The sequence below is a fragment of the Microbacterium sp. Leaf288 genome (genome assembly GCF_001422925.1).
GTDB lineage: Bacteria > Actinomycetota > Actinomycetes > Actinomycetales > Microbacteriaceae > Microbacterium.
Genome location: NZ_LMNI01000001.1, coordinates 646,462 through 668,365, shown reverse-complemented (window position 1 = coordinate 668,365; position 21,904 = coordinate 646,462). Strand labels below are relative to the sequence as shown.

General features: G+C 70.9%; 20 protein-coding genes. 11 read left to right on the top strand and 9 right to left on the bottom strand.

Annotated features, from left to right (window positions below; all coding sequences use genetic code 11):
• The first annotated feature begins 6 nt into the window (after positions 1-6).
• Positions 7-855 (top strand): xanthine dehydrogenase accessory protein XdhC, encoded by an 849-nt coding sequence (xdhC, locus tag ASF40_RS02810; RefSeq protein ID WP_056366023.1) that lies wholly within the window; start codon positions 7-9, stop codon positions 853-855.
• Between the two features lie 83 nt (positions 856-938).
• On the opposite strand, the gene ASF40_RS02805 is transcribed toward xdhC, so the two are convergent.
• The 3 genes from ASF40_RS02805 to ASF40_RS02795 form a co-directional block, all read right to left on the bottom strand.
• Positions 939-1,430: a nucleoside deaminase gene (locus ASF40_RS02805; RefSeq protein WP_056366020.1), complete on the bottom strand. Its 492-nt coding sequence runs from the start codon at positions 1,428-1,430 to the stop codon at positions 939-941.
• A gap of 56 nt (positions 1,431-1,486) precedes the next feature.
• Positions 1,487-1,954 (bottom strand): ribonuclease E activity regulator RraA, encoded by a 468-nt coding sequence (gene rraA / locus ASF40_RS02800; protein ID WP_056366017.1) that lies wholly within the window; start codon positions 1,952-1,954, stop codon positions 1,487-1,489.
• 88 nt (positions 1,955-2,042) lie between these two features.
• Positions 2,043-2,579 carry an ArsR/SmtB family transcription factor gene (locus ASF40_RS02795; protein WP_157549357.1) on the bottom strand — a complete coding sequence of 179 codons (537 nt, stop codon included), beginning with the start codon at positions 2,577-2,579 and terminating at the stop codon, positions 2,043-2,045.
• 57 nt (positions 2,580-2,636) lie between these two features.
• Between ASF40_RS02795 and ASF40_RS02790 the strand changes: the two genes are divergently transcribed.
• The 4 genes from ASF40_RS02790 (at position 2,637) to ASF40_RS02775 (ending at position 7,194) form a co-directional block, all read left to right on the top strand.
• Positions 2,637-4,061 carry an MFS transporter gene (locus tag ASF40_RS02790; protein WP_056366011.1) on the top strand — a complete coding sequence of 475 codons (1,425 nt, stop codon included), beginning with the start codon at positions 2,637-2,639 and terminating at the stop codon, positions 4,059-4,061.
• 134 nt (positions 4,062-4,195) lie between these two features.
• On the top strand, positions 4,196-5,347 hold the full coding sequence (locus ASF40_RS02785; protein WP_056366007.1) for a type III polyketide synthase: 1,152 nt from the start codon (positions 4,196-4,198) through the stop codon (positions 5,345-5,347).
• A 16-nt stretch (positions 5,348-5,363) separates the two neighbouring features.
• Entirely contained in the window at positions 5,364-6,068 is a 705-nt protein-coding gene (locus ASF40_RS02780) for a methyltransferase domain-containing protein (protein ID WP_056366005.1), read from the top strand.
• Positions 6,061-7,194, top strand: coding sequence for an FAD-dependent oxidoreductase (locus ASF40_RS02775; RefSeq protein ID WP_056366002.1), 1,134 nt, complete (start codon positions 6,061-6,063; stop codon positions 7,192-7,194). Before ASF40_RS02780 ends, ASF40_RS02775 begins: the two co-directional genes overlap by 8 nt.
• A gap of 171 nt (positions 7,195-7,365) precedes the next feature.
• Here the strand turns inward: ASF40_RS02775 and ASF40_RS02770 are convergent, their stop codons facing one another.
• Positions 7,366-8,208: a UbiA family prenyltransferase gene (locus tag ASF40_RS02770; protein ID WP_056365999.1), complete on the bottom strand. Its 843-nt coding sequence runs from the start codon at positions 8,206-8,208 to the stop codon at positions 7,366-7,368.
• Positions 8,209-8,340: 132 nt separating this feature from the next.
• Here ASF40_RS02770 and ASF40_RS02765 point away from each other — a divergent pair, with 132 nt between their 5' ends.
• Positions 8,341-8,922 (top strand): nitroreductase family protein, encoded by a 582-nt coding sequence (locus tag ASF40_RS02765; RefSeq protein WP_056365996.1) that lies wholly within the window; start codon positions 8,341-8,343, stop codon positions 8,920-8,922.
• 175 nt (positions 8,923-9,097) lie between these two features.
• On the opposite strand, the gene ASF40_RS02760 is transcribed toward ASF40_RS02765, so the two are convergent.
• Positions 9,098-11,311 carry an ATP-dependent Clp protease ATP-binding subunit gene (locus ASF40_RS02760; protein WP_082496809.1) on the bottom strand — a complete coding sequence of 738 codons (2,214 nt, stop codon included), beginning with the start codon at positions 11,309-11,311 and terminating at the stop codon, positions 9,098-9,100.
• A gap of 94 nt (positions 11,312-11,405) precedes the next feature.
• Entirely contained in the window at positions 11,406-13,070 is a 1,665-nt protein-coding gene (locus ASF40_RS02755) for a SulP family inorganic anion transporter (protein WP_056365993.1), read from the bottom strand.
• 212 nt (positions 13,071-13,282) lie between these two features.
• Here ASF40_RS02755 and ASF40_RS02750 point away from each other — a divergent pair, with 212 nt between their 5' ends.
• Complete coding sequence (locus ASF40_RS02750; RefSeq protein WP_056365991.1) at positions 13,283-13,693, top strand: DUF7144 family membrane protein; 411 nt, start codon at positions 13,283-13,285, stop codon at positions 13,691-13,693.
• 25 nt (positions 13,694-13,718) lie between these two features.
• Here the strand turns inward: ASF40_RS02750 and ASF40_RS02745 are convergent, their stop codons facing one another.
• From ASF40_RS02745 to ASF40_RS02735, 3 genes are all read right to left on the bottom strand, one after another.
• A complete protein-coding gene (locus ASF40_RS02745) occupies positions 13,719-14,741 on the bottom strand; it encodes a GlxA family transcriptional regulator (RefSeq protein WP_056365987.1) in 1,023 nt (340 codons plus the stop codon).
• Between the two features lie 380 nt (positions 14,742-15,121).
• Positions 15,122-16,453, bottom strand: coding sequence for a glycosyltransferase (locus tag ASF40_RS02740; protein ID WP_056365985.1), 1,332 nt, complete (start codon positions 16,451-16,453; stop codon positions 15,122-15,124).
• Between the two features lie 6 nt (positions 16,454-16,459).
• Positions 16,460-17,677: a glycosyltransferase gene (locus ASF40_RS02735; protein ID WP_056365982.1), complete on the bottom strand. Its 1,218-nt coding sequence runs from the start codon at positions 17,675-17,677 to the stop codon at positions 16,460-16,462.
• 128 nt (positions 17,678-17,805) lie between these two features.
• Here ASF40_RS02735 and ASF40_RS02730 point away from each other — a divergent pair, with 128 nt between their 5' ends.
• The 4 genes from ASF40_RS02730 to cls all read left to right on the top strand — a co-directional run bounded on the left by ASF40_RS02730 (position 17,806) and on the right by cls (position 21,629).
• Positions 17,806-18,447, top strand: a complete 642-nt coding sequence (locus ASF40_RS02730; RefSeq protein WP_056365979.1) for a hypothetical protein — start codon at positions 17,806-17,808, stop codon at positions 18,445-18,447.
• Between the two features lie 13 nt (positions 18,448-18,460).
• Entirely contained in the window at positions 18,461-19,300 is an 840-nt protein-coding gene (locus ASF40_RS02725; RefSeq protein WP_056365976.1) for an LLM class F420-dependent oxidoreductase, read from the top strand.
• A gap of 61 nt (positions 19,301-19,361) precedes the next feature.
• Complete coding sequence (locus tag ASF40_RS02720; protein WP_056365972.1) at positions 19,362-20,033, top strand: GAP family protein; 672 nt, start codon at positions 19,362-19,364, stop codon at positions 20,031-20,033.
• A gap of 120 nt (positions 20,034-20,153) precedes the next feature.
• On the top strand, positions 20,154-21,629 hold the full coding sequence (gene cls, locus ASF40_RS02715) for a cardiolipin synthase (protein WP_056365969.1): 1,476 nt from the start codon (positions 20,154-20,156) through the stop codon (positions 21,627-21,629).
• The last annotated feature ends 275 nt before the right edge of the window (positions 21,630-21,904 follow it).

Genomic DNA, 21,904 nt, shown 5'->3' with positions numbered 1-21,904 from the left:
CCGGCCGTGGACTGGCTCGACGCGGTGCGCAGCCTGCGGGACGCCCGCACGCCCGCGGTGATCGTGACGCTCGCGATGGTGCGCGGCCACGCCCCGCGCAACGGCGGCGCCAAGATGGTCGTCTCGCCGGGCGAGGTCTTCGAGACGATCGGGGGCGGCAACCTCGAGGCCACCGCCGTCGCGCGCGCCCGCGCGATGCTGGCCTCCGGAACCGCCGAGCCGCAGCTGCTGACGCTCACCCTGAGCGACAAGGAGACCACGGAGTACGGCGTGCAGTGCTGCGGAGGAGAGGTGACGCTCATGCTGGAGCCCGTGCGGGTCGTGCCGTCGGTCGCGGTGTTCGGAATGGGACACGTGGGACTCGAGGTGGCGCGGATCCTGGCGCGCCAGCACCTCGACCTGCATCTCGTCGACTCCCGCGCGGCCATGCTCTCGCCGACGCGCCTGGGGGTGGACGGTGCGCCGGGGCCGCTCGCCGACGCGGTCGCGGGAGTGCACGTGCACCAGGCTCCGGTGCCGGAGGCCGTGCTGGCGTCGGTGCCGGCGGGGACGCACGTGCTCGTCATGACCCACGACCACGCCGAAGACCTCGCAATCGTCGACCAGGCGCTGCGCACCGAGGGCATCGCCTCGATCGGCCTCATCGGCTCGCGCTCCAAGTGGGCCCGCTTCCGCGCTCGCCTCCAGGAGGCCGGCCACGACGAGGCCGCCCTCGCCAGGGTGACGACGCCGATCGGCCTGCCCGAGATCCCCGGCAAGCAGCCCGCGACGATCGCGGTGAGCGTCTCCGCCCAGCTGCTGCAGCTCATCGAAGCGTCCGCCCCCGTCACCGCCCGCAGCGAAACCGCGCGATAGCACCGTGTTCGGCGCACTTCACGTGCTGTCGTGCGGTCTCGCCACGAATGGTCGGGCACCCAGGCACGGGGGGTTTGCGGCCGTCAGTACTCGATGCGCGTCGAGGTCCGGCCCCACTCGGTGAACGGGGCGATGCGGTGCTCGGGGGTGAGGTCGATCGACTCCACGGGCATGATGTCGCGGTGCTCGGCGTGGCCGTCGAAGTAGCGGTAGAAGACCGCGTCGTCGAAGCCCGCGGCGGCGGCATCCTCACGGTCGGCGGCGAAGTACACCCGGTCCACGCGGGCCCAGAGCGCGGTGCCCAGGCACATCGGGCACGGCTCGCAGCTCGTGTAGAGCGTCGCTCCGGTGAGGTCGAACGTCCCCAGTCCCTGGCACGCGCGCCGGATGGCGACGACCTCGGCGTGCGCCGACGGGTCGAGGTCGGCCGTCACGCGGTTCACGCCCTCGAAGACCTGCCCGTCGGCCGACACCACGACCGCCCCGAACGGACCGCCCGCGTTGCGGACGTTCTCGGTCGCGATCTCTATGGCCCGGGCGAGGTAGCGGGCGGGCGTCCCGTCGGTGGTGGACATCAGCCCAACCATACGAGCGCACCGCGCCGCGCGCACCACCCCCACGCGCAGGGCCGTCACCGCTCGACGAGCACCCCGTCCGCGTCGGCCCACACGTGCGTGCCCGGGACGAAGGCGACGCCCGCGATGACCACCGGCACGTCGACCTCGCCGACGCCTGCCTTCGCGCTCTTGCGCGGGTTCGAACCGAGCGCCTTGACGCCGAGGTCGAGCTCGCCGATCGCGACCCGGTCGCGGATCGCGCCGTGCACGATGATCCCCGCCCAGCCGTTCTCGACCGCCGAGGCCGCGATGAGGTCGCCGACCAGCGCGGACTCGAGAGATCCGCCGCCGTCGATCACGAGAACCGCACCCTCGCCCGGGGTGGCGAGCAGCGCCTTCACGAGCGCGTTGTCGCGGTGGCACCTCACGGTGCGGATCGGCCCGTCGAACGCGACGCGCCCGCCGATGTCGTGCAGCTGCAGCGCGAGCGAGTCGAGCTCGTCGGCGCGTTCGTCGTAGAGGTCGGCCGTCGCGGTGGTCATGCTCTGACGCTATGACGGGTGCTGTGCCCCGAGGCATCCGTCAGGAAGAGAAGTTCGCGCACCCTTCTGCGAACCGCAAGAAGGGGCGTCAGGCGGGAGCGGGCGGGTTGATATCGGGGTGGAGCGTGCTGAAGAACGAGTAGGTGTCGCCGTCGGGGTCGGGGTCGCGCTCCTTGAACTCGCTGACGAGCTCGTAGAGACGCCGCTGGAACTCCTCCCGGTGCTCGGGGGTGAGTTTGAGTCCCAGCCAGGTGGTGTCGAGATCGTCGGGGTCGACGCCCTCGATCTGCTGCAGGAACGTCTCGATGAGCACGGGCGAGCCACCGGGCATCGACGTGCGCCACGAAAGGCCGGTCGCACGGTAGGGCACCTCTCGCGCCCCCTGGGCTCCGGTGCGTTCGGGCTGGGCGGCGAGGTAGCCGGTCTGCACGAGCGTGCGCACGTGGTGCAGCATCGTGCCGGGGTTCACGCCGAGCAGCTCGGCGAGCTCCTTGTTGGTGCGCGACTCGAACGCGCACAGCCGCAGCACCCGCAGACGCAGGGGCGAGCTCAGCGCGCGCATGCGCGCCTCCGCCTCTGGATCCCCGTGCCGCAGTTCGATCCGCTCCTCGCGATCCCCTGTCACGTGGTCAGCGTACAAGGCTGATTGACAGTTCTCAATGGGTGGCTCACACTGATTGACATGTCCCAATCAGACGACATCCGCGAGGCCGAGGCGATCGACGACGCCGTCCTCGCAGAGGCCCGGGCCGAGGCATCCGTTCTGACCTCTCGCGCGGGTGCCGACGAGGCGGTCGAGGCGGATCAGGATGCTGCGGCCACCGCAGCGCCCGCCCCCGCGCCGAAGGGCTCGCTGTGGCGGGACCGCAACTTCATGACCCTGTGGAGCGGCCAGGCGCTCAGCCAGTTCGGCGCGCAGATCACCGAGCTCGCGCTCCCCGTGCTCGCGGTGCTGGCGCTGAACGCCACGGAGTGGGAGGTCGGCGTGCTCAGCGCCGCGCAGGTCGCGGCGTTCCTCATCGTGGGACTTCCGGCGGGCGCGTGGATCGACCGCATGCGAAAGCGGCACGTCATGATCGTCGCCGACGCGGTCCGCGCCGCCGCCCTGGCCACGCTGCCCGTGCTGACCCTGCTCGGGATCCTGCAGATCTGGCACATGATCCTGGTCGCGCTGATCATGGGCGTCGCGACGGTGTTCTTCGACGTGTCCAATCAGAGCATCGTGCCCTCGCTCGTGCGCGCGAACCAGATCGCCGAGGCGAACGGAAAGCTCCAGTCCACCGAGCAGCTCGCGGGCCTTGCCGGCCCTGCGGTGGGCGGCTGGCTGCTCGGGATCCTCGCCGCGCCGCTCGCGGTCCTGATCACGGTCGGCACGTACCTCGCCTCGTTCGTGGCGCTGCTGTTCACCCGTGACCACGAGCAGCTCCGCGCTCCCGAGGACCACAAGCCCCTGATCCACGAGATCGGCGAGGGGCTGCGCTGGGTCTTCGGCAACCCGCTGCTGCGCCGCATCGTGCTGACCACCGGCACCGCGAACTTCTTCGGGACCATCGCCGCCACCCTCCTGCCGATCTTCGCGCTGCGCGAGCTGGGTCTCACCCCTCAGATGTTCGGCATCGTGTTCACGGTGTCGGCCGTCGGCGGTCTCCTCGGCGCCATCGCCACCCCCCGCATCGTGGAGCGCATCGGCGAGGCCCGAGCGATCCCGATCAGCGCGATCGCGTTCTCGGTGACCCCCTTCTTCCTGCCCGCGATCTCGCTGGTGCCCGCGCTCGCGTTCCCGCTGCTGGCCATCCAGTTCTTCCTGACGAGCTTCACGGTGCTGCTCTACAACATCACCCAGGTGACCTTCCGCCAGCGCATCACCCCACCCCGGCTGCTCGGACGAATGAACGCCTCGGTGCGCTTCGTGGTGTGGGGTGTCATGCCGATCTCGGCGTTGCTCGCCGGCGCGCTCGGCACGTGGATCGGCACGGTTCCCACGCTGTGGATCGCCGCATGCGGCGAGCTCTTCGCGTGCCTGTTCGTCGTCATCGGCCCCTTCTGGCGCATGCGGGAGCTCCCCGACGCGCACGCCGAGCACACCGACCACGAACCCGCCGGCTGACAGACCAGGATGCCTCGGCCCGCCGCGCAGGGTACGGGCCGAGGCATCCTTCCCCCGTCCGCCGAGCGGCGCGCGACCTGTTGGTTTCCGGCGAGGTCGTGCTCTTCGGGGCATAGGCGTGCTTAGGTTGCACCATGACGGCCCGCATCGTCTCGATCGGCACAGCTGTTCCGCCCACCCGCATCGCGCAGGCGGTCGCGCGCGACATCTTCGCGGCGCAGGAGGGGGCCGACCGGCTCGCGCGGCGCCGCATCCAGGCGGTCTTCGACGTGTCTGCGATCGAACAGCGGCACACCGTGCTGGCCGAGTTCGCGTCGCCCGCCGCCGCGCCCGACGATGCCGCATTCGTCGACGCCGGGGGCCGGCTCCTCTCCCCCACGACCGGCGCGCGCAACCAGCGCTTCATCGTGTCGGCCCCGGAGCTCACGGCCGCCGCCGCGCGCACGGCCCTGGCCGACGGCGGCATCGATCCGTCCGCGGTGACCCACGTGGTCACCGTCTCGTGCACCGGCCTCTTCGCTCCGGGCCCGGACTATCGCCTCGTCCGCGACCTCGGCCTGCGCCCGACGGTCGAGCGGTGCCACCTCGGCTTCATCGGGTGCGCCGCGGCGCTGCCCGCATTGCGGGTCGCCTCGGCTCTGGCGGCGTCGAGACCGGATGCGGTCGTGCTGGTCGTGTGCACCGAGCTGTGCACGCTGCATCTGCGGCCCTCGAACGATCCGCAGCAGATCGTGGCAGCATCCGTCTTCGCCGACGGCGCGGCGGCGGCGGTCGTCACCGCCGATCCGGCCGCGGGGAACCCCGGCGGGCTCGACCTCGACAGGTTCGGCACCGCCCTCACCGCGGAGGGTGAGACCGACATGGTCTGGACGATCGGCGACAACGGGTTCGAGATGATCCTCTCCGCCGAGGTGCCGCGCATCATCGGCCGCGAGATCCAGGGCGCGGTGGGCAGGTTCCTGGGCGGCGACGCACCCCCTGAGGTGTGGGCGGTGCATCCCGGCGGGCGCAGCGTCCTCGACCGGGTCGAGTCCGGGCTCGATCTCCCGCCCGACGCGCTCGCGGCGTCGCGCGCCGTGCTCCGCGACTTCGGCAACATGTCGAGCGCGACGATCCTGTTCATCCTCGCGTCGCTCCTGCGCGACGACGACGTCCCCGACGGCGCGCGGGTGGCCGGCCTGGCCTTCGGCCCGGGTCTCACCGTCGAGTCGGCGCTGATGACCCGGCGCCGCCGGGCGGTCACGACCGCGGAGGACGTCGGCCTCGCCCTGGCGGCCTCGGCGTGACGGCGGCGGTGCCGGCATGAGCCTCGCCGTCCGCGACGACCGGCTCGCCGAGCTCATGGACGACCCGGACTGCGATCCGGACGCGCTGCGCGCCACCCTGCGGCGGTTCGGCACGATCAACCGCCTCGTCTCGGGCTGGGGCGTCGTCTACCGCACGCGGCTGCGCCCTCGCCTCGCCGCGCTGGGCCGGCCGGCGCACGTCCTCGACATCGGCTCCGGCGGCGGAGACCTCGTCGCGCGCCTCGCCGCGGCCGCCCGGCGCGACGGGCTCGAGGTGACCTGGACGGGCATCGACCCCGACCCTCGCGCGCACGAGGTCGCCACGGCCCGCGGGCCGATCGCCGGCGCGAGCTTCCGGAGAGCGGATGCCGCCACCCTGGTCGCCGAGGGACGCACGTACGACGCGGTGCTGTCGAACCACGTCCTCCATCACCTGGGCGACGGCCTCGGCGACTTCGTCGAGGAGTCCTGCGCGCTCTCCCGCGGCATCGTGCTGCACAGCGACATCGCCCGCTCGCGGCTGGGGTACGGGCTCTACGCCGTCGGGATCACACCGTTCGAACGCGGCACGTTCCTCCGCACCGACGGCCTCCGCTCGATTCGCCGCAGCTACACGCGCGCCGAGCTCACGGCCGCGCTGGAGGGCAGCAGTCCGGGCGCGTGGACGGTGCAGACGCCGGTGCCCTTCCGCCTCGTCGCCGTCGGGCGCGGCCGTGCGTGACGTCACCGTCGTCGGCGCCGGCCCGGTCGGGCTGCTGCTGGCCGGCGAGCTCGCCCGCCGCGGGGTCGACGTCGAGCTCCTCGAGCGGCGACCCGCTGTCGGCGACGGCACCCGGGCCATCGGCATCCACTCCCCCGTCCTGGCCGCCCTCGAACCGTCGGGGCTCACAGACCGCCTCCTCGCCGCGGCGGTGCGCGTGCGGCGTGGAGAAGCCCGATCGCGCGGGCGCCTGCTCGGGACGGTGCACTTCGACGTGCTGCCGGCGCGCTTCCCCTTCGTGGCGACCCTCCCGCAGGCGGCCACGGAGTCCGTGCTCGGCGGCGCGGCCCCCGAGCCGCTGCGCGGCGCGTACGTGCTCGCGGTGATCCCGCACCGCGACATGGTGGTGGTGCGGGCAGGACTCCTCGGCCGCCCCATCGAGTACGAGAGCCGCATCGTCGTCGTCGCGGGCGGAGGCGCCGCGCGTGATCTCGTCTACCGTCCGAGTGCAGTGCCGGCGCGCGATTACCGCGACCGGTACCTGATGACGGATGCTGCCGCCGACGCCGACAGCGAGCTCGCGGTGATCCACCTGGATCCTGACGGCGTGCTCGAGTCCTTCCCGCTGCCCGGCGGTCGCCGCCGGTTCGTCGCATGGGACCCGCCGGGCAGAGGCGACGACCCCGAGGCCCGCACCCAGCGGCTGCGGGACGCGCTGGCCCGTCGCGGGGAGGCTGCGGCGGCCGATGCCGTGACGGCGGCGACGTCGTTCGGCGTGCGCCGTGTCGTCGCGCCCCGGCTGCGCCACGGTCGCGTGTTCGCGATCGGAGACACCGCCCACGAGGTCAGCCCGATCGGCGGGCAGGGCATGAACCTCGGCCTGCTCGACGCGGTGACCCTGGCACCTCTCCTCGCCTCCTGGGCGCACACCGGCCGTGCCCCCGACCTCGGCTTGCTGCGGTGGGAGGCCCGTCGGGTCCAGTCGGCGCGACGCGCCGCGGCGCTGGCGAGTGTGAACACCGCGCTCGGCCGGCCCAGCGGTCGCGGCGACGCGCTGAGGCGCACGGCCGTGCGAGCGATGCTCTCCGGCCCGTCGGCCCGCGTGTTCGCCCGCGCCTACTCGATGGGATTCGACGTCGACGCCTGACGCGCCGCCGGCCCGAGGTCAGCCGGGGTCCGGCTGTGGGTTCGGGGCGCACAATGTCCGTTGGGGCGCATAGACACCGCCCCAACGGAGGCATCACGCCCCGAACCCGGCCGGGAGGGGATGGCGCCACCCTTGACCCCGCGAGCGGATGCCTCGACCCCGGGCCCCGCGTCACGCGACGAAGGCGCTACCCGAGGCGACGAGCTGGGCCGCCAGGAGCAGGGCCGCGAGCATCACGAGGCGGAACAGCGCGCGCGTCGGCGGCCTCGAGATCGCACGCCACGCCGTGACCGCCGCCACGGCGACGACGGCGGCGAAGAAGACCCACGACACCGGCGAGATCGCGCCGAGATCACCCCCCGCCGCGCCGAGCAGCACCGCGACCGCACCGCCGACCACCGCGAGCGCCGCGACGATCGCCGCGACCCGCGGTCCCAGCCGGTGCGGGAGCCCGCGCACGCCGGTGCGCGCGTCGTCGTCGAGGTCGGGCAGCACGTTGGTCAGGTGCACGGCGGCGCCGAGGGCGGCACCGGCGATCCACGCCCATCCCGCCGCGAACGAGGGGTCGGGCGCCGACAGCGTCGCCAGCGAAGGGAAGATCCCGAAGCTCACGAGGAACGGCACGATCGACCACGGCGTCGACTTTAGGCCGGCGTTGTAGGCCCACGCCGAGCCGAGGGCGAGCGCGTGAGCCGCCAGCATCCGCCATCCCAACGGGGCAGACAGAAGCAGCGCCGTCGCCAGCAGGCCGAGCGCGGCGCCCCACGCGACCCGCGCCGACACGTCGCCGCGCGCGATCGGCTTGTCGGTGCGCCCCACCGCGCGATCGCGCTCCGCGTCGAGGGCGTCGTTCGAGATGCCGACCGACAGCTGCCCGGCGAAGACCGACGTCGTCAGCAGCGCCAACCGCCAGGTCTCGAGCCCCGTCGCGATGCCCAGGGCGAGGGCGAGGGCGGTCACGACGAGCGTCGGCCCCGGATGCGAAGAACCCCACAGAGCACGGACGGTGCGCACGGGTCGATGCTCTCACGGGCCGCTCGGCGACACGGGAGGACATGGAGGGAATGTTCCCAGGTCCATGTCGTTGCATGGATCTGGGCCGACGGGGTCCCGACCGAGATCGCTCGACCCCAGAGGAGCAGCCCCATGTCCACTCTCACCGCCCGCACCGCCGAGACCGACGCCCCCATCATCGACGTGCTCGCCGAGCGCTGGAGCACCCGCATCTTCGACCGCGAGTCGGTCATCGACGAGGCCGCGCTCACGAGCGCGCTCGAGGCCGCCCGCTGGACGCCGACCGCCGCCAACACGCAGGCGTGGCGCGTCATCGTCGCCCGCCGCGGCTCGGCCGCGCACGCGACCGTGCTCGGCTCGCTCGCCGGCTTCAACTCCGCCTGGGCCGGCGACGCCGCCGTGCTCGTCGTGTTCGTCGCCGAGACCACGCGCGACGGCGAGCCGATGCGCTGGGCGCAGTACGACACCGGCCAGGTCGCGGCGCACTTCACCGTGCAGGCCCACGCCGACGGGCTGTCGACGCACCAGATGGGCGGCTTCGACCGCGACGCCATCGCCGCCGGCTTCGACCTCGGCTCCGACTTCACGCCCGTCACCGTCATGGCGGTCGGCGAGCTCGGCGACATCCGCCTCGCGTCGGAAGAGCTGCAGGCCCGCGAGAACGCCCCGCGCGTGCGCCGCCCCGCCGCCGACTCGGTGCTCGTGAACGACTGATCCACCCCGATCCGCGAGACGGATGCCTCGACCCGCCGCTGCGGGCCGAGGCATCCGTCTCTTCGTTCCTCCGCCGCCCGCGCAGCCGTGAGACCCCAGCGCACGGACGAGACCGCGGGTGATCCCCACGGTCTCGTCCGCGAGCTGTCGTCTCACCGAGGCGCGGAGCGAGGCGTCAATCGTCGAGGAGCTCGGCCTCGATCACGTCGTCGTCCTCCGTCGGGGGCTCAGCCGCGGCCGGGCCGTCGCTGGTCAGCACCAGCGAAGCGCCGTCGGCAGCCACGTCGACCCGCACCACGTCGCCGTCGCGCACGCCGCCCGAGAGCAGGGCCATCGCGAGGCGGTCCTGGATCTCGGACTGGATGAGCCGGCGCAGCGGCCGCGCTCCGAACACCGGGTCGTAGCCGCGCTCGGCGAGCCAGGCGCGGGCGTCGGGCGTCACCGCGAGGGTGAGGCGACGGTCCTTGAGGCGACGCTGCAGCGCGAACACGGCGAGTTCGACGATCTGCGCCAGGTCGTCCTGGCTGAGCGCGGCGAACATGACGATGTCGTCGAGCCGGTTGAGGAACTCGGGCTTGAACGCCTGCCGCACGATCGCCATGACGGCGTCGCGCTTCTCGTCGGCCGACAGCACCGGGTCGATGAGGATCGGCGAGCCGATGTTCGACGTGAGGATGAGGATCACGTTCGTGAAGTCGACCGTGCGGCCCTGGCCGTCGGTGAGGCGGCCGTCGTCCATGACCTGCAGCAGCACATCGAACACCTCGGGGTGCGCCTTCTCGACCTCGTCGAGCAGCACCACCGAGTAGGGACGCCGGCGCACGGCCTCGGTGAGCTGGCCGCCCTGCTCGTAGCCGATGTAGCCGGGAGGGGCGCCGACCAGGCGCGAAACCGAGTGCTTCTCGCCGTACTCCGACATGTCGATGCGCACCATGGCGTGTTCATCGTCGAAGAGGAACTCCGCGAGCGCCTTGGCGAGCTCGGTCTTGCCGACGCCGGTCGGGCCGAGGAACAGGAACGAGCCGGTCGGGCGACCGGGGTCGCTGATGCCCGCACGAGACCGGCGCACAGCATCCGACACCGCCTTCACGGCGGCCTTCTGCCCGATCAGGCGCTTGCCGAGCTCCGCCTCGAGGTGCAGCAGCTTCTCGCTCTCGCCCTGGAGCAGGCGGCCGACCGGGATGCCGGTCCACGCCGCGATGACGGCCGCGATGTCCTCGTCGGTGACCTGCTCGTTGACCATGCGCTCCTCGGTCGACGCCGCCTCGGCCTGCTCGGCCTGCGCGATCTCGACCTCGAGGCGCTTGATGGTCTCGTACTCGAGCTTCGACGCCCGCGTGTAGTCGGCCTCGCGCAGCGCGCGGTCGCGGTCGATGATCGCCTGGTCGAGCTGCTTCTTGAGCTCGCCGACGCGGTTGAGGCCGGCGCGCTCGCGCTGCCAGCGCTGCTCGAGCACCGACAGCTCCGCCTCGGCGGTGGTCATGTGCTCGCGAAGCGTGGCGAGGCGCTCCTTCGACGCGGAGTCCTTCTCCTTCTTGAGGGCGAGCTCCTCGAGCCGCATGCGGTCGATCTGGCGCCGCAGCTGATCGATCTCGAGCGGGCTCGAGTCGATCTCCATCTTCAGCCGGCTCATCGCCTCGTCGATCAGGTCGATGGCCTTGTCGGGAAGCTGGCGGCTCGGGATGTAGCGGTGGGACAGGGATGCCGCGGCCACCAGCGCGCCGTCGTTGATGGTGACGCCGTGGTGGGCCTCGTAGCGGCCCTTGAGTCCGCGCAGGATCGCGACCGTGTCTTCGACACTGGGCTCGCCGACGTAGACCTGCTGGAAGCGACGCTCGAGCGCAGCATCCTTCTCGATGAACTCGCGGTACTCGTTGAGCGTGGTCGCGCCGATCAGGCGCAGCTCGCCGCGGGCGAGCATCGGCTTCAGCATGTTGGATGCTGCGACCGACCCCTCGCCGCCGCCAGCGCCCATGAGCACGTGCAGCTCGTCGATGAACGTGATGATGCGGCCGTCGGACTCGGTGATCTCCTTGAGCACGCTCTTGAGGCGCTCCTCGAACTGGCCGCGGTACATCGCGCCGGCGACGAGGGCGGAGATGTCGAGGGTGACGAGCTCCTTGTTCTTGAGCGACTCGGCGACGTCGCCCGCGACGATCCGCTGGGCGAGGCCCTCGACGACGGCGGTCTTGCCGACGCCGGGCTCGCCGATGAGGACGGGGTTGTTCTTGGTGCGGCGGGTCAGCACCTGGCTGACGCGGCGGATCTCGCTGTCCCGCCCGATGACGGGGTCGAGCTTGCCCTGCCGGGCACGGTCTGTGAGGTTGATCCCGAACTGCTCGAGGGCGCTCTGCGCGTCCTCCTGCCCGGGCTGTTGCGTGGCGTTCATCTGTCTCCTGAAATCTGCGGACCTCAACTCTTCGTCAAAGTTGAGTCGTCATGGCTCAAGTTTACCAGCGAGTCGCTCGCCGAGCAACGCGACGCTAGTCCTCGATCTCCGCCCGGGCATCGGCGTAGGCACGGCGCAGCCCCTCGCCCACCCATTCGGTGCCGCGGTAGACGTTGTCGGCGCCGATGTCGGCGGTGAGCCCACCGGCGTCGAGCTGCGAGATGACGCGGTCCTCCGTGGCCACGACCTTGAGTGTCGAGTCGGCGTCGCGCAGCTCCGCCGCGAACCGCCGCAGCACCTCCACGTGGGACAGGCCGATCTCGTCGGTGCCGCGCAGGCGCACGATGACGACCGAGCCGCTCGATTCGCGACTGACGTCGGGCAGCTGCCGCTCGAACACCGGCGCGCTGGCGAAGAAGAGGCTGCCGTAGGGCTGCAGCACCAGCACCACGCCCGGCGGGACGACCGCGGGGGGATCGGTCTCGCGCATGCGACCATCGTCGGCGATCACGACGGCCCTCACCCGCACGCTGTTGGACTGCTCGGCGACGTACAGGATGACGCCGAGCCCCACACCGACGAGCACGGCGAACTGCAGCGGGATGATCAGCGTCAGTCCGAACGTCACCGCCATGATCGTCGTCGGCAGCAGGCCCGACTTGATCACCGAGTAGATGCGGCTCGGCTTGATCGCGCGCCAGCCTACGACGATCAGCAGCCCGGCGAGTGCCGGCATCGCCACGAACGCGACGACGTCGGCCAGGGCGAAGATGACGACGGCCATCACAGCACCCGCGACGAACAGCGACAGGCGCGTCTTCGCCCCCGCCTGCACGATGAGCGACGAGCCCGACATCGACCCGCCGACCGGCATGCCCTGGAACAGCCCCGAGACGACGTTGCCGAGTCCTTGACCCATGAAGTCGCGGTTCGCGTCGGCGCGCCTGCCGTCGGCGGTCGGGATGCCCGCGGAGACGGCGGCGCCCTGCACGAGGCCGATGAACGTCAGCGACAGGGCGGGGATCAGCAGGTTCGGCGCGTCGGCGATGCTGGGCAGCACCGGCGCCGGCAGCCCGCGCGGCACGTCGACGATGTCGCGCAGCAGCACCACCGAGTTCGGCACCCACAGATTCAGCAGCACCGCGCACACCGAGCCCACCACCACGGCGATGACGAGCCCCATGCTCCCGACGCGGGTCGGCAGGAGCACCACGATGATGAGCACGGCGATCGCGCCCACGACCAGGGACGAGATGTTCCACTGTCCGATGTGCACGAGCACATCGATCGTCTTGAGCAGCCGGTTGGCACCTTCGGCCTGGTAGCCGGTGAAGTTCGACAGCTGGCCGAGGATGATGTTGACGCCGATCGCGGTGACGAACCCGGTCATGACCGGCGTGGGCACGAAGCTGATCAGCCGCCCGCCGCGCAGGAGGCCCGCGATCACCATGATGATGCCGGTCAGGATCGCGAGGGTGAAGAGCCCGCGATCCGGATCGGGGAGGCTCTCGAGCCCGGCATCCGACACGACGAGCGCCATCGCGCTGGTCGCCTGCACCGCCATGAACGCGCTGCTCGTGAGCACCGCTGCGCCCACCATGCCGAAGAGGTAGCCGTAGAGGCCGGCGAGCGGATTGACCCCGGCGAGGAGCCCAGCCGCAAGTCCGTCGGGCACCGCCTCGACGCCGAGGATCACACCCGCGACGGCGTCCTTGCGCAACGTCTTACGGGAGAACCACGATCTCGGATCGAACCCCACGTGTCACACGCTAGCGAAGGCCTCCCCGCGCGCGGCGGGAACCTTTCGACGCGCACCGACATCGCGCGTCATTCACGCGACCCGCAGGAAGAAGACCCTTCCCAGGATTCTCCCAGGATGGCTAGTCTGACGCCTAGCGGCACCAACACCGCACGGGCGCCGCGACGCCCGACGCTGAACGGCCTCCCCGGCCGACATGAAGGGACCTCGCCATGACCAACTCTGATGTCAACACTTCCGGATGGGCCGGATGGGGCGTCTTCGCCGCCGTCGTGCTGATCGTCGGTGGCACCATCGACGCATTCCACGGCCTGCAGGCGCTCATCGGCCCTGACACGGCCTACTTCCTCGGGCAGGAGGCCCTCTTCTCGATCGACGTCCAGGGCTGGGGCTGGTGGCACCTGATCGCCGGCGCACTGCTCATCCTCGTGGGCGTCTTCCTGCTCCTGGGCGCGACCTGGGCGCGGGTCACCGCGATCGTGCTCGTCGCGATCAACGCGATCGGCCAGATCACGCTCATCTCGGTGCAGCCGTGGCTGTCGCTGGCACTGCTCGCCGTCGACATCCTCGTGATCTACGCGCTCACCGTGCACGGCAAGGAGATCGACGCCAAGAAGGCCTGACCCCGTCGTAGGGCGTGAGCACGCCCTACGCCACGGACACGAGATCGGATGCCTCGGCCCCCGCTTCGGCGGAGGCCGAGGCATCCGTCATCTCATCGAGGTGGCAGGTGAAGCGCGAGCGGTACGCGGTCGGCGTGGTGCCGAGCACGCGCGCGAAGTTCTGCCGCAGCACCGCCGCCGAGCCGAACCCACTCTCGTACGCGATGCGGTCGAGGCCGAGATCGGTCTTCTCGAGCAGGCGCTGGGCGTGGATGATCCGCTGCCGAGCGAGCCATGCCGCCGGCGTCGCGCCGAAGTCGGCCTTGAAGCGACGCGCGAAGGTCCGCGGCGACATGTGCGCCTTCGTCGCGAGCTGGTCGACGGTGAGGTCGAGGCGCAGGTTGTCGAGCATCCAGTCGGTGACCGGCGCGAGCGACAGCGAGGTGGTAGCGGGGAGCGGGTTGGCGATGAACTGCGCCTGGCCGCCGTCGCGCTGCGGCGGCACGACCATGCGGCGGGCGATGATGTTCGTGAGCTCCGCGCCGAGCTCCTGGCGCAGAAGGTGCAGGCAGGCGTCGAGACCGGCCGCGGTGCCGGCGCTCGTGATGATGCGTCCGTCCTGCACGTAGAGCACGTCGGGGTCGACGTCGATGGACGGGTACATCTCCTTCATCTTCTGCGCGTACATCCAGTGCGTCGTGGCGCGGCGGCCGTCGAGCACGCCGGAGGCGGCGACGACGAAGGACCCGCTGCACACGCTCAGCACCCAGGCGTCGCGGGCGACCGCGGCGCGGATGACGTCGAGCACACGGTCGTCGACGTTGCCCCAGTACTGGTGCGGGACGGGCGACACCACGACGAGGTCGGCCTCATACGCGAACGAGAGGTCCGCGTCGACGTTGATCGAGAAGCCCATCTTGGACTGCACCGCGCCCGGGTCGGGCGTGACCACGCGGAAGTCGAAGTTGGGGATGCCGTCGTCGGACCGATCGAGGCCGAAAGCCTCGCAGGCGACGCCGAACTCGAACGGCGCGAAGCCGTCCGTGACGATGCAGGCCACCGTTTTCATGCGAACCTCCGCGACTGGCAGTTTTCGTGCGATGTGTGTCCATTCTGCCACTCGTGGCAGGACTGACGCAAGCGTAGCGTTTCTGCCATGTTCATGGTGATTCTTCTCGCAGCCCTGTCCGCGGTGGCCCTCGCATCGACGATCGCCGCCCTTCGCAACGACGGTTACCGTCGCCTCCCCACCGACCGCACCCGCCTCCCCTGACCGGCGCCGGCCACCCCAGCCCCCTTCCTCAGATGAGGATCAGAGCCGGGATGAGGAGCAGATCCCGCGATTCGCTCCTCATCCCGGCTCTCGTCCTCGAATGAGGACCGGGCGACGCGACGCGGGGACCGGGCGACACAAACGCGGGGCCGGGCGACACAAACGAGGGGGCCGGCTCAGGCGGTGACGCGGTCGTAGACCTCGACCATCGCCGCGGTGCGCGACGACTGCCGGAAGCGCTCGCGGATGGTCGGGTCCGGCACGCGCGGCGTTCCGGCGGAGATATCGGATGCTGCGGCCCGCAGCGCGTCAGCGAGCGCGGCGACCGACGGATCCGCGGTCACGCCGTCCCCCACAGCCCAGAAGCCCTCGCCGAGCTCTGCGGCCAGATCCGGGTCGCTGACCACCGACGGCGTGCCGAGCGAGGCCGCCTCGAAGATCGTCATGCCCTGAGTCTCGAAGCCGATCGAGGTCTGCACGACGGCGTCGGCGGCCGCGATGCGCCGCAGAGTCTGGGCATACGGCATCCGTCCCGCGAAGGTCACGGTCGCGCGGGGCCGGAGCTTCTCGACGAGGCGTCGGGCGGCGCGCAGCTGACCGCCGCCGCCGATGATCTCGACCTCGGCCTCGACGCCCGACGCGGCGAGCGCCTCCAGGAAGGGCATCAGACGCTTCTCGGGACTCATGCGCCCCAGCCACACGAACCGCGGCCGCCGCTCCAGCGCCGAAACACGGGCCGGTGACGACGACACGCCGGAAACGGATGCCTCGGCCTGGCGTGTCGCGTCACCGACCCGTGTTTCGGCAGGGGAACTGGGGGGAAGAGGGGCATCGGGGCGGAGCGACAGCACCTCGTCGAGCACGTCGTCGTCGATGCCGTTCCAGATGACGTCGACCGCCGGCGCGCCGGCCGCGGGCAGGACCCCGTTCGCCTCGAGCCGGTGCGCGAAGTGCGCCGACGGCGCGGTGATCGCGGCGGCGCGGGCGGCGAAACGCCGCAGGTACGCCCAGCCGTCGTGGCCCGGCTCCGATGCGCCGACGCGGCGTCCGAGCGCGCGGCGCTGCCACGCGTTCAGCACCCGCAGCACGGTCTTCGGGAACGGAGTGGTCGCCTCGATGCCGACGTCGAGCCGGTTGTGCATCGTGTGGACGATCGGGATGCCGTGGCGCTGCGCGTACCGCACGCCGATGAACGCGCCCCAGAAGTCCCCCTGGATGTGCACGACGTCGACCGGCGGGCGGCCCGCCATCGCAGCATCCAGCCACCGATCCGTACGCCGGCCCGGCCACGTCATGGAGTACTCGCGGTCCACCGTGATGGGGATCGAGGGCAGGTCCACGTAGGCGGAGTCATCCGCGGCCGCACGTGCCCGCGGGCCGCGCATCGCCGGCGCGACCATCGTCACGGTGTGCCCGGCCTTCTCGAGGAAGCGGCGCTGCAGGCGCATCGAGACCTGCGCCCCGCCGAGCGACTCGGCGTGCTGGTCGCCGAACATCACGACGTGCACGATGGCCTACTCGGGAAGAGGCTCGTCGCGGTACAGCGCCTCGAACGTGTCGAGCGTGCGCTTCATGTCGTGCACCTTGACGCCTTCGAGGGAGCACTGCTGCATGCGCGCCCGCTCTTCGGGCGTCTGCGTCAGCACCGTCGTGAGCTTCGCGGCGAGGTCGTCGACGTCGCCGGGGCGGAACAGGTATCCGTTCTCGCCGTCGTGGACGAGGTGGGGAAGCGCGACCGCGTCGGCGGCCACGATCGGCAGGCCCGAGGCCATCGCCTCCATCGTCGCGATCGACTGGAGCTCGGCGATCGACGCGATCACGAAGAGGCTCGCGTCGGTGAGCAGCGCCCGCAGCTCCTCGTCGGTCGTGTGACCGTGGAAATGGACGCGGTCGCCGAGACCGAGCTCGGCGACGAGCTGCTCGAGGTTGCGGCGCTGGTCGCCCGAGCCCACGATGTCGAACCGCACGTCGAGCGCCGGGTCGAGCTTCGCGATCGCGCGCAGCACGACGTCGATCTGCTTCTCGGTGGTGAGGCGGCCGACGAACACCAGGCGATGGGCGTCGCGCGGAGTGAGGTCGGCCGTGTAGTTCGACGCGTCGATGCCGCAGCTGACCGGGATGACGCCGTCGATGTCGATCGTGCGCTCGAGGAACTCGGCGGCCTTGCGGGTGGGCGTGGTGACGGCGCGCGTCATCTTGAACGTGCGCTCGGCGTCCTCCCACGCCAGCTTGACCGCGTACCGCGTCCACGACGGCGGGAGCACGGTGAAGTCGAGCACGTTCTCGGCCATGACGTGGTTGGTCGCGACGACCGGGATGCCGCGCTTGCGGGCCTCGCGGGTGAGACCGCGGCCGATCACGATGTGCGACTGGATGTGCACCACGTCGGGCTGCACCTTGTCGAGCACGCGGCGTGCGTAGTACTTCGAGCGGAACGGCAGCACGAAGGTGAGCCAGTCGTGCGGGTACCAGCGCCACGACGGCAGCCGGTGCATCGTCATCGGCTGGCCCTCGATGACCTCGGTGAACGTGCCGTGGTCGCGGTGCCGCTTGCTGGGCGCCATCACGTGCACCTCGTGACCGCGGCCGACCATGCCGGCGGCGAGGCGCTCCGCGAAGCGGGCGGCGCCGTTCACGTGCGGGAGGAACGTGTCGGCGCCGTAGAGGATCGTCAGCGCGCGAGGACTCGCGGCGTCGGCGGGGGTGTCGTCGGGCGTCGCAGGATCGGTCACGGGTTGGGGGGCCTGTCTGTGCGGCGGGGGACGCGCGGCAGCGGCTGGCGCCACGCGCCTCCACCCTACCCGAGGGCTTTCCGGGGGCTCCCCAGGAACGCGCCAGTGGAGGCACGTACCCTGGTCGCATGCCCCGCCTGCAGGCCGACGCCGACCCGAACCTCTGGGTGCCCGTGACCGAATCGCTCGGCTTCCGCGGGCGCCGTCACCGCAAGACCGCGATACGGATGCTGCTGAACCAGGCCGGCGGCTTGATGATCGGCCCTGCGGGCGCGACGTCGATCGAGTCGCCGGGCGGCGCGAACGGGCAGCCTCGCCCCGGGAACGGCTTCGCCGCCTGGGCGATGAGTCAGGCCGCACCGTTCCTGATGCGCAAGGCCGCAGGACGCGTGCTGGTCTGGGTGTGGAAGGCCGACGCCGAGCTCGTCGTCGTGATGGCGCAGGTGCAGCTGGCCACCAACGACCTCCGTGCCGCCCGCGCCATGATGCCGATGGAGTACGACGACACCGAGAGTTTCCGGAGCCTCTACCTCGGCGTCGGCGAGAAGCTCGAGATGCCGCTCCCCTCCGACCAGCGCACCCCTCCGTTCGCCACGTACACGTGGGACACCGGCACGCACTTCGTCACCGTGACCGCGGTGTGCTCCGACCGCGAGCGCTTCGGCACCGTGATCGGCAGCGTCGACGACCTCGCGCGCACCCTCCGCGTCGTCGACGATCTGACGGTCGGCGAGTCGCCCGACGTGCTCCGCATCGAGCCGAAGAACTGAGAGGCTCTTCGACGTGACTTCGTCGAGGCATCCCGCTGACCATCGTCCGTTGCGGATCGGCGTGCAGCTCGCGCCGCAGCACGGGTCGTACACGGCCTATCGCGACGCCGTGCTGCGCGCGGAGGAGCTCGGCGTCGACGTCGTCTTCAACTGGGACCACTTCTTCCCGCTCACCGAGCCGTTCGAGGCCGCGCACTTCGAGGCGTGGACGGTGCTCGCCGCGATGGCCGAGCAGACCGAGCGCGTCGAGTTCGGCCCGCTCGTCAACTGCAGCTCGTATCGCAACCCCGATCTGCAGGCCGACATGGCGCGCACCGTCGACCACATCAGCTCCCGCGCGACAGGCACCGGCCGGCTCATCTTCGGCACCGGCTCAGGGTGGGCGCAGCCCGACTACGACGCGTACGGCTATGAGTTCGGCACCGTCGGCTCGCGGCTCGACGACCTCGCCGAGGACCTCCCCCGCGTGCGCGCCCGCTGGGACCGCCTGAACCCGCCGCCCACTCGGCGGATCCCGATCCTCATCGGCGGTCAGGGCGAGCGCAAGACGCTGCGACTCGTCGCTCAGCACGCCGACATCTGGCACACCTTCACCAGGCTCGACGACCTGGACCGCAAGATCGGCGTGCTCCACGAGTGGTGTGCCCGCGAGGGTCGCGACCCCGCCGACATCGAGCTGTCGACCGGGTACACCGTGCGGGGATTCGGCCCGTTGCTCGAGAACGCGGATGCGGCGTCCCGCCTGTACGACCTCGGCTTCCGGCTGATCGTCCCGGCGATCGACGGACCCGACTACGACCTCGCGCCGGTGAAGGCGCTCCTGGAGTGGCGCGACCGGATCAACGGCGACTGAGGGCGACCCGCCGATACGTTAGCCAGGCCGGTATCGCTCGACAACCCTCAGGAGGACGCCCATGGGCGCCGTCATCGGAGAGATCCTTCCCCTCGCCCTCGGTGTGGCGATCAGCCCGATCCCGGTCATCGCGGCGATCCTCATGCTCTTGTCGCCGAAGGCGCGGGTCACGAGCGTCGGGTTCCTGCTCGGCTGGGTGCTGGGCATCGTGGTCGCGGTGACCGTGTTCACGCTGCTGTCGTCGATCCTCCCCGAGCAGGACGCGGATGCCTCGAAGCCGATCCAGGCCGTGATCCAGCTGCTCCTCGGCCTGGGACTGCTCCTGCTCGCGCTGCGCCAGTGGCGTGGGCGGCCGAAGGCGGGCGAGGAGCCCCAGATGCCGAAGTGGATGCAGGCGATCGACAAGGTCACCTTCCCCGTCGCGTTCGGCCTCGGCTTCCTGCTGTCGGCGATCAATCCGAAGAATCTCCTCATGGCCGCCGCGGCCGGTGTCGACATCGGGTCGGCAGGGCTCGACGTCGGGTCGATCGTGCTCGTGATCGTGGTGTTCACGCTGATCGCAGCATCCACCGTCCTCGTTCCGGTGGTCGGCTACCTCATCGCCGCCGAGAAGCTCCGTGGCCCGCTCGACGCGCTGCGCGTGTGGCTGGGCAAGGAGAACGCGGTGATCATGGCCGTGCTGCTGCTGGTCATCGGCGTCTCGCTCATCGGCAAGGGCATCGGCTCGTTCTGACCCGGTCCGTTGCTCACCTGCCGCAAAGGGCGGTCTCCCGCCCCGGACGCGTGCGACGCGCCGCGAGATCGCGCGCTCTGAACGACGCGTCGCGGACCCCGGCGGTGCCACACTTACCCCGTGGACTCCGGTTTTCTCGCCAACCTGACCTGGTCGCTCGCCGCGCTCGTGCACGCCGCGATCGTCATCACCGCGCTCATCGTCATCCCGCGCGGGCGCAAGCCCACGGCGGCGATGGCGTGGATCCTGCTCATCGTCGTCCTGCCGGGCGTCGGCGTGGTGCTCTACCTCGTCATCGGCAACTTCCGTCTGCCTGCGAAGAGGCGTGCCGAGCAGGCGCGCATCGACGAGATCATCCGCGGCAGAGTGACCGCGAACGCACTGGACGAGACGGATGCCTCGTGGCCGCGGTGGTTCCAGCGCGTGGTGCAGCAGAACCAGAAGCTGACGGCGCTTCCCGCCTCGGACGGCAACGAAGCGACGCTCCTGCCGCACTACCAGGAGTCGATCGACGCGATGGCCGCCGAGGTCGACACCGCGAAGGACTTCGTCCACATCGAGTTCTTCATCGTCGGATGGGACGACACCACCCGCGGATTCTTCGCCGCGATGGAGCGCGCCGTCGCGCGCGGCGTCACCGTTCGCCTCCTGGCCGACTACGTCGCGACGAAGAAGGTGGCCGGCAGCGACAAGATGCTGGCCGAGCTCGACCGCATCGGCGTGAAGTGGGCGTGGATGCTCCCGGTCGAGCCCTTCAAGGGCAAGTACCAGCGCCCCGACCTGCGCAACCACCGCAAGATCGTCGTGGTCGACGGACGCGTCGCGTTCATGGGTTCGCAGAACCTCATCGCCCGGCACTACGACTCGCCGAAGAACATCAAGCGCGGCCTCAAATGGCAGGAGCTCATGACGCGGCTGACCGGCCCGGTCGTGGCATCCGTCAACACGGTCTTCCTGTCGGACTGGCTCATCGAGACTGGCGAGGACCTGTCGCAGACGGCCCAGGTGCCGGCGGCCCAGCTGCCGGTGTCGACCGCCCCCGACGCGCTGCAATGCCAGGTCGTGCCGAGCGGACCGGGCTACGACACCGAGAACAACCTGCGCCTGTTCCTGTCGCTGATCTACGGGGCGACCGAGAAGGTCATCCTCACGAGCCCGTACTTCGTGCCCGACGAGGCGATGGTCTACGCGATCACGAGCGCGTGCCAGCGTGGCCTCGAGGTGCAGCTGTTCGTCTCCGAGATCGGCGACCAGTTCATGGTGTGGCACGCGCAGCGGTCGTACTACCAGGTGCTGCTCGAGGCGGGCGTGCGGATCTTCCTGTACCCCGAGCCGTTCATCCTGCACTCGAAGCACTTCTCGATCGACGACGACATCGCCGTCATCGGCTCGAGCAACATGGACATCCGCTCGTTCAGCCTCAACAGCGAGGTCTCCCTCATGGTGCGGGGCGAGTCCTTCGTCGCCGGCATGCGCGAGGTCGAGCAGGCCTACCGCGACGCCGGCCGCGAGCTCACCCTGGAAGAGTGGCGACGCGAGCCCGCCAAGGCCACGTTCCTCGACGGACTGATGCGCCTCACCTCTGCGCTGAACTGAGGTTTCTGGTGACGGATGCCTCGGCCCGCGGCATCCGTCCCTTCTGATGTGTGTGCGGCCCAGGTCCCCCGGCTCCTTCTGATGTCTCTGCCGCCCGAGGCCCCCGCTCCTTCCGCTGTGTGTGCGGCCCGCGGTCCCCCGGCTCCTCATTTGAGGACCGTTGCCGAGATGAGGTCGGCCCTCGCCCATTCGGTCCTCATCTCGGCCGAGATCCTCAATTGAGGAGCGGTCGTGGGAGGTTACACACAGCTCGACCTCGCCTCCTCCCCAGGGCG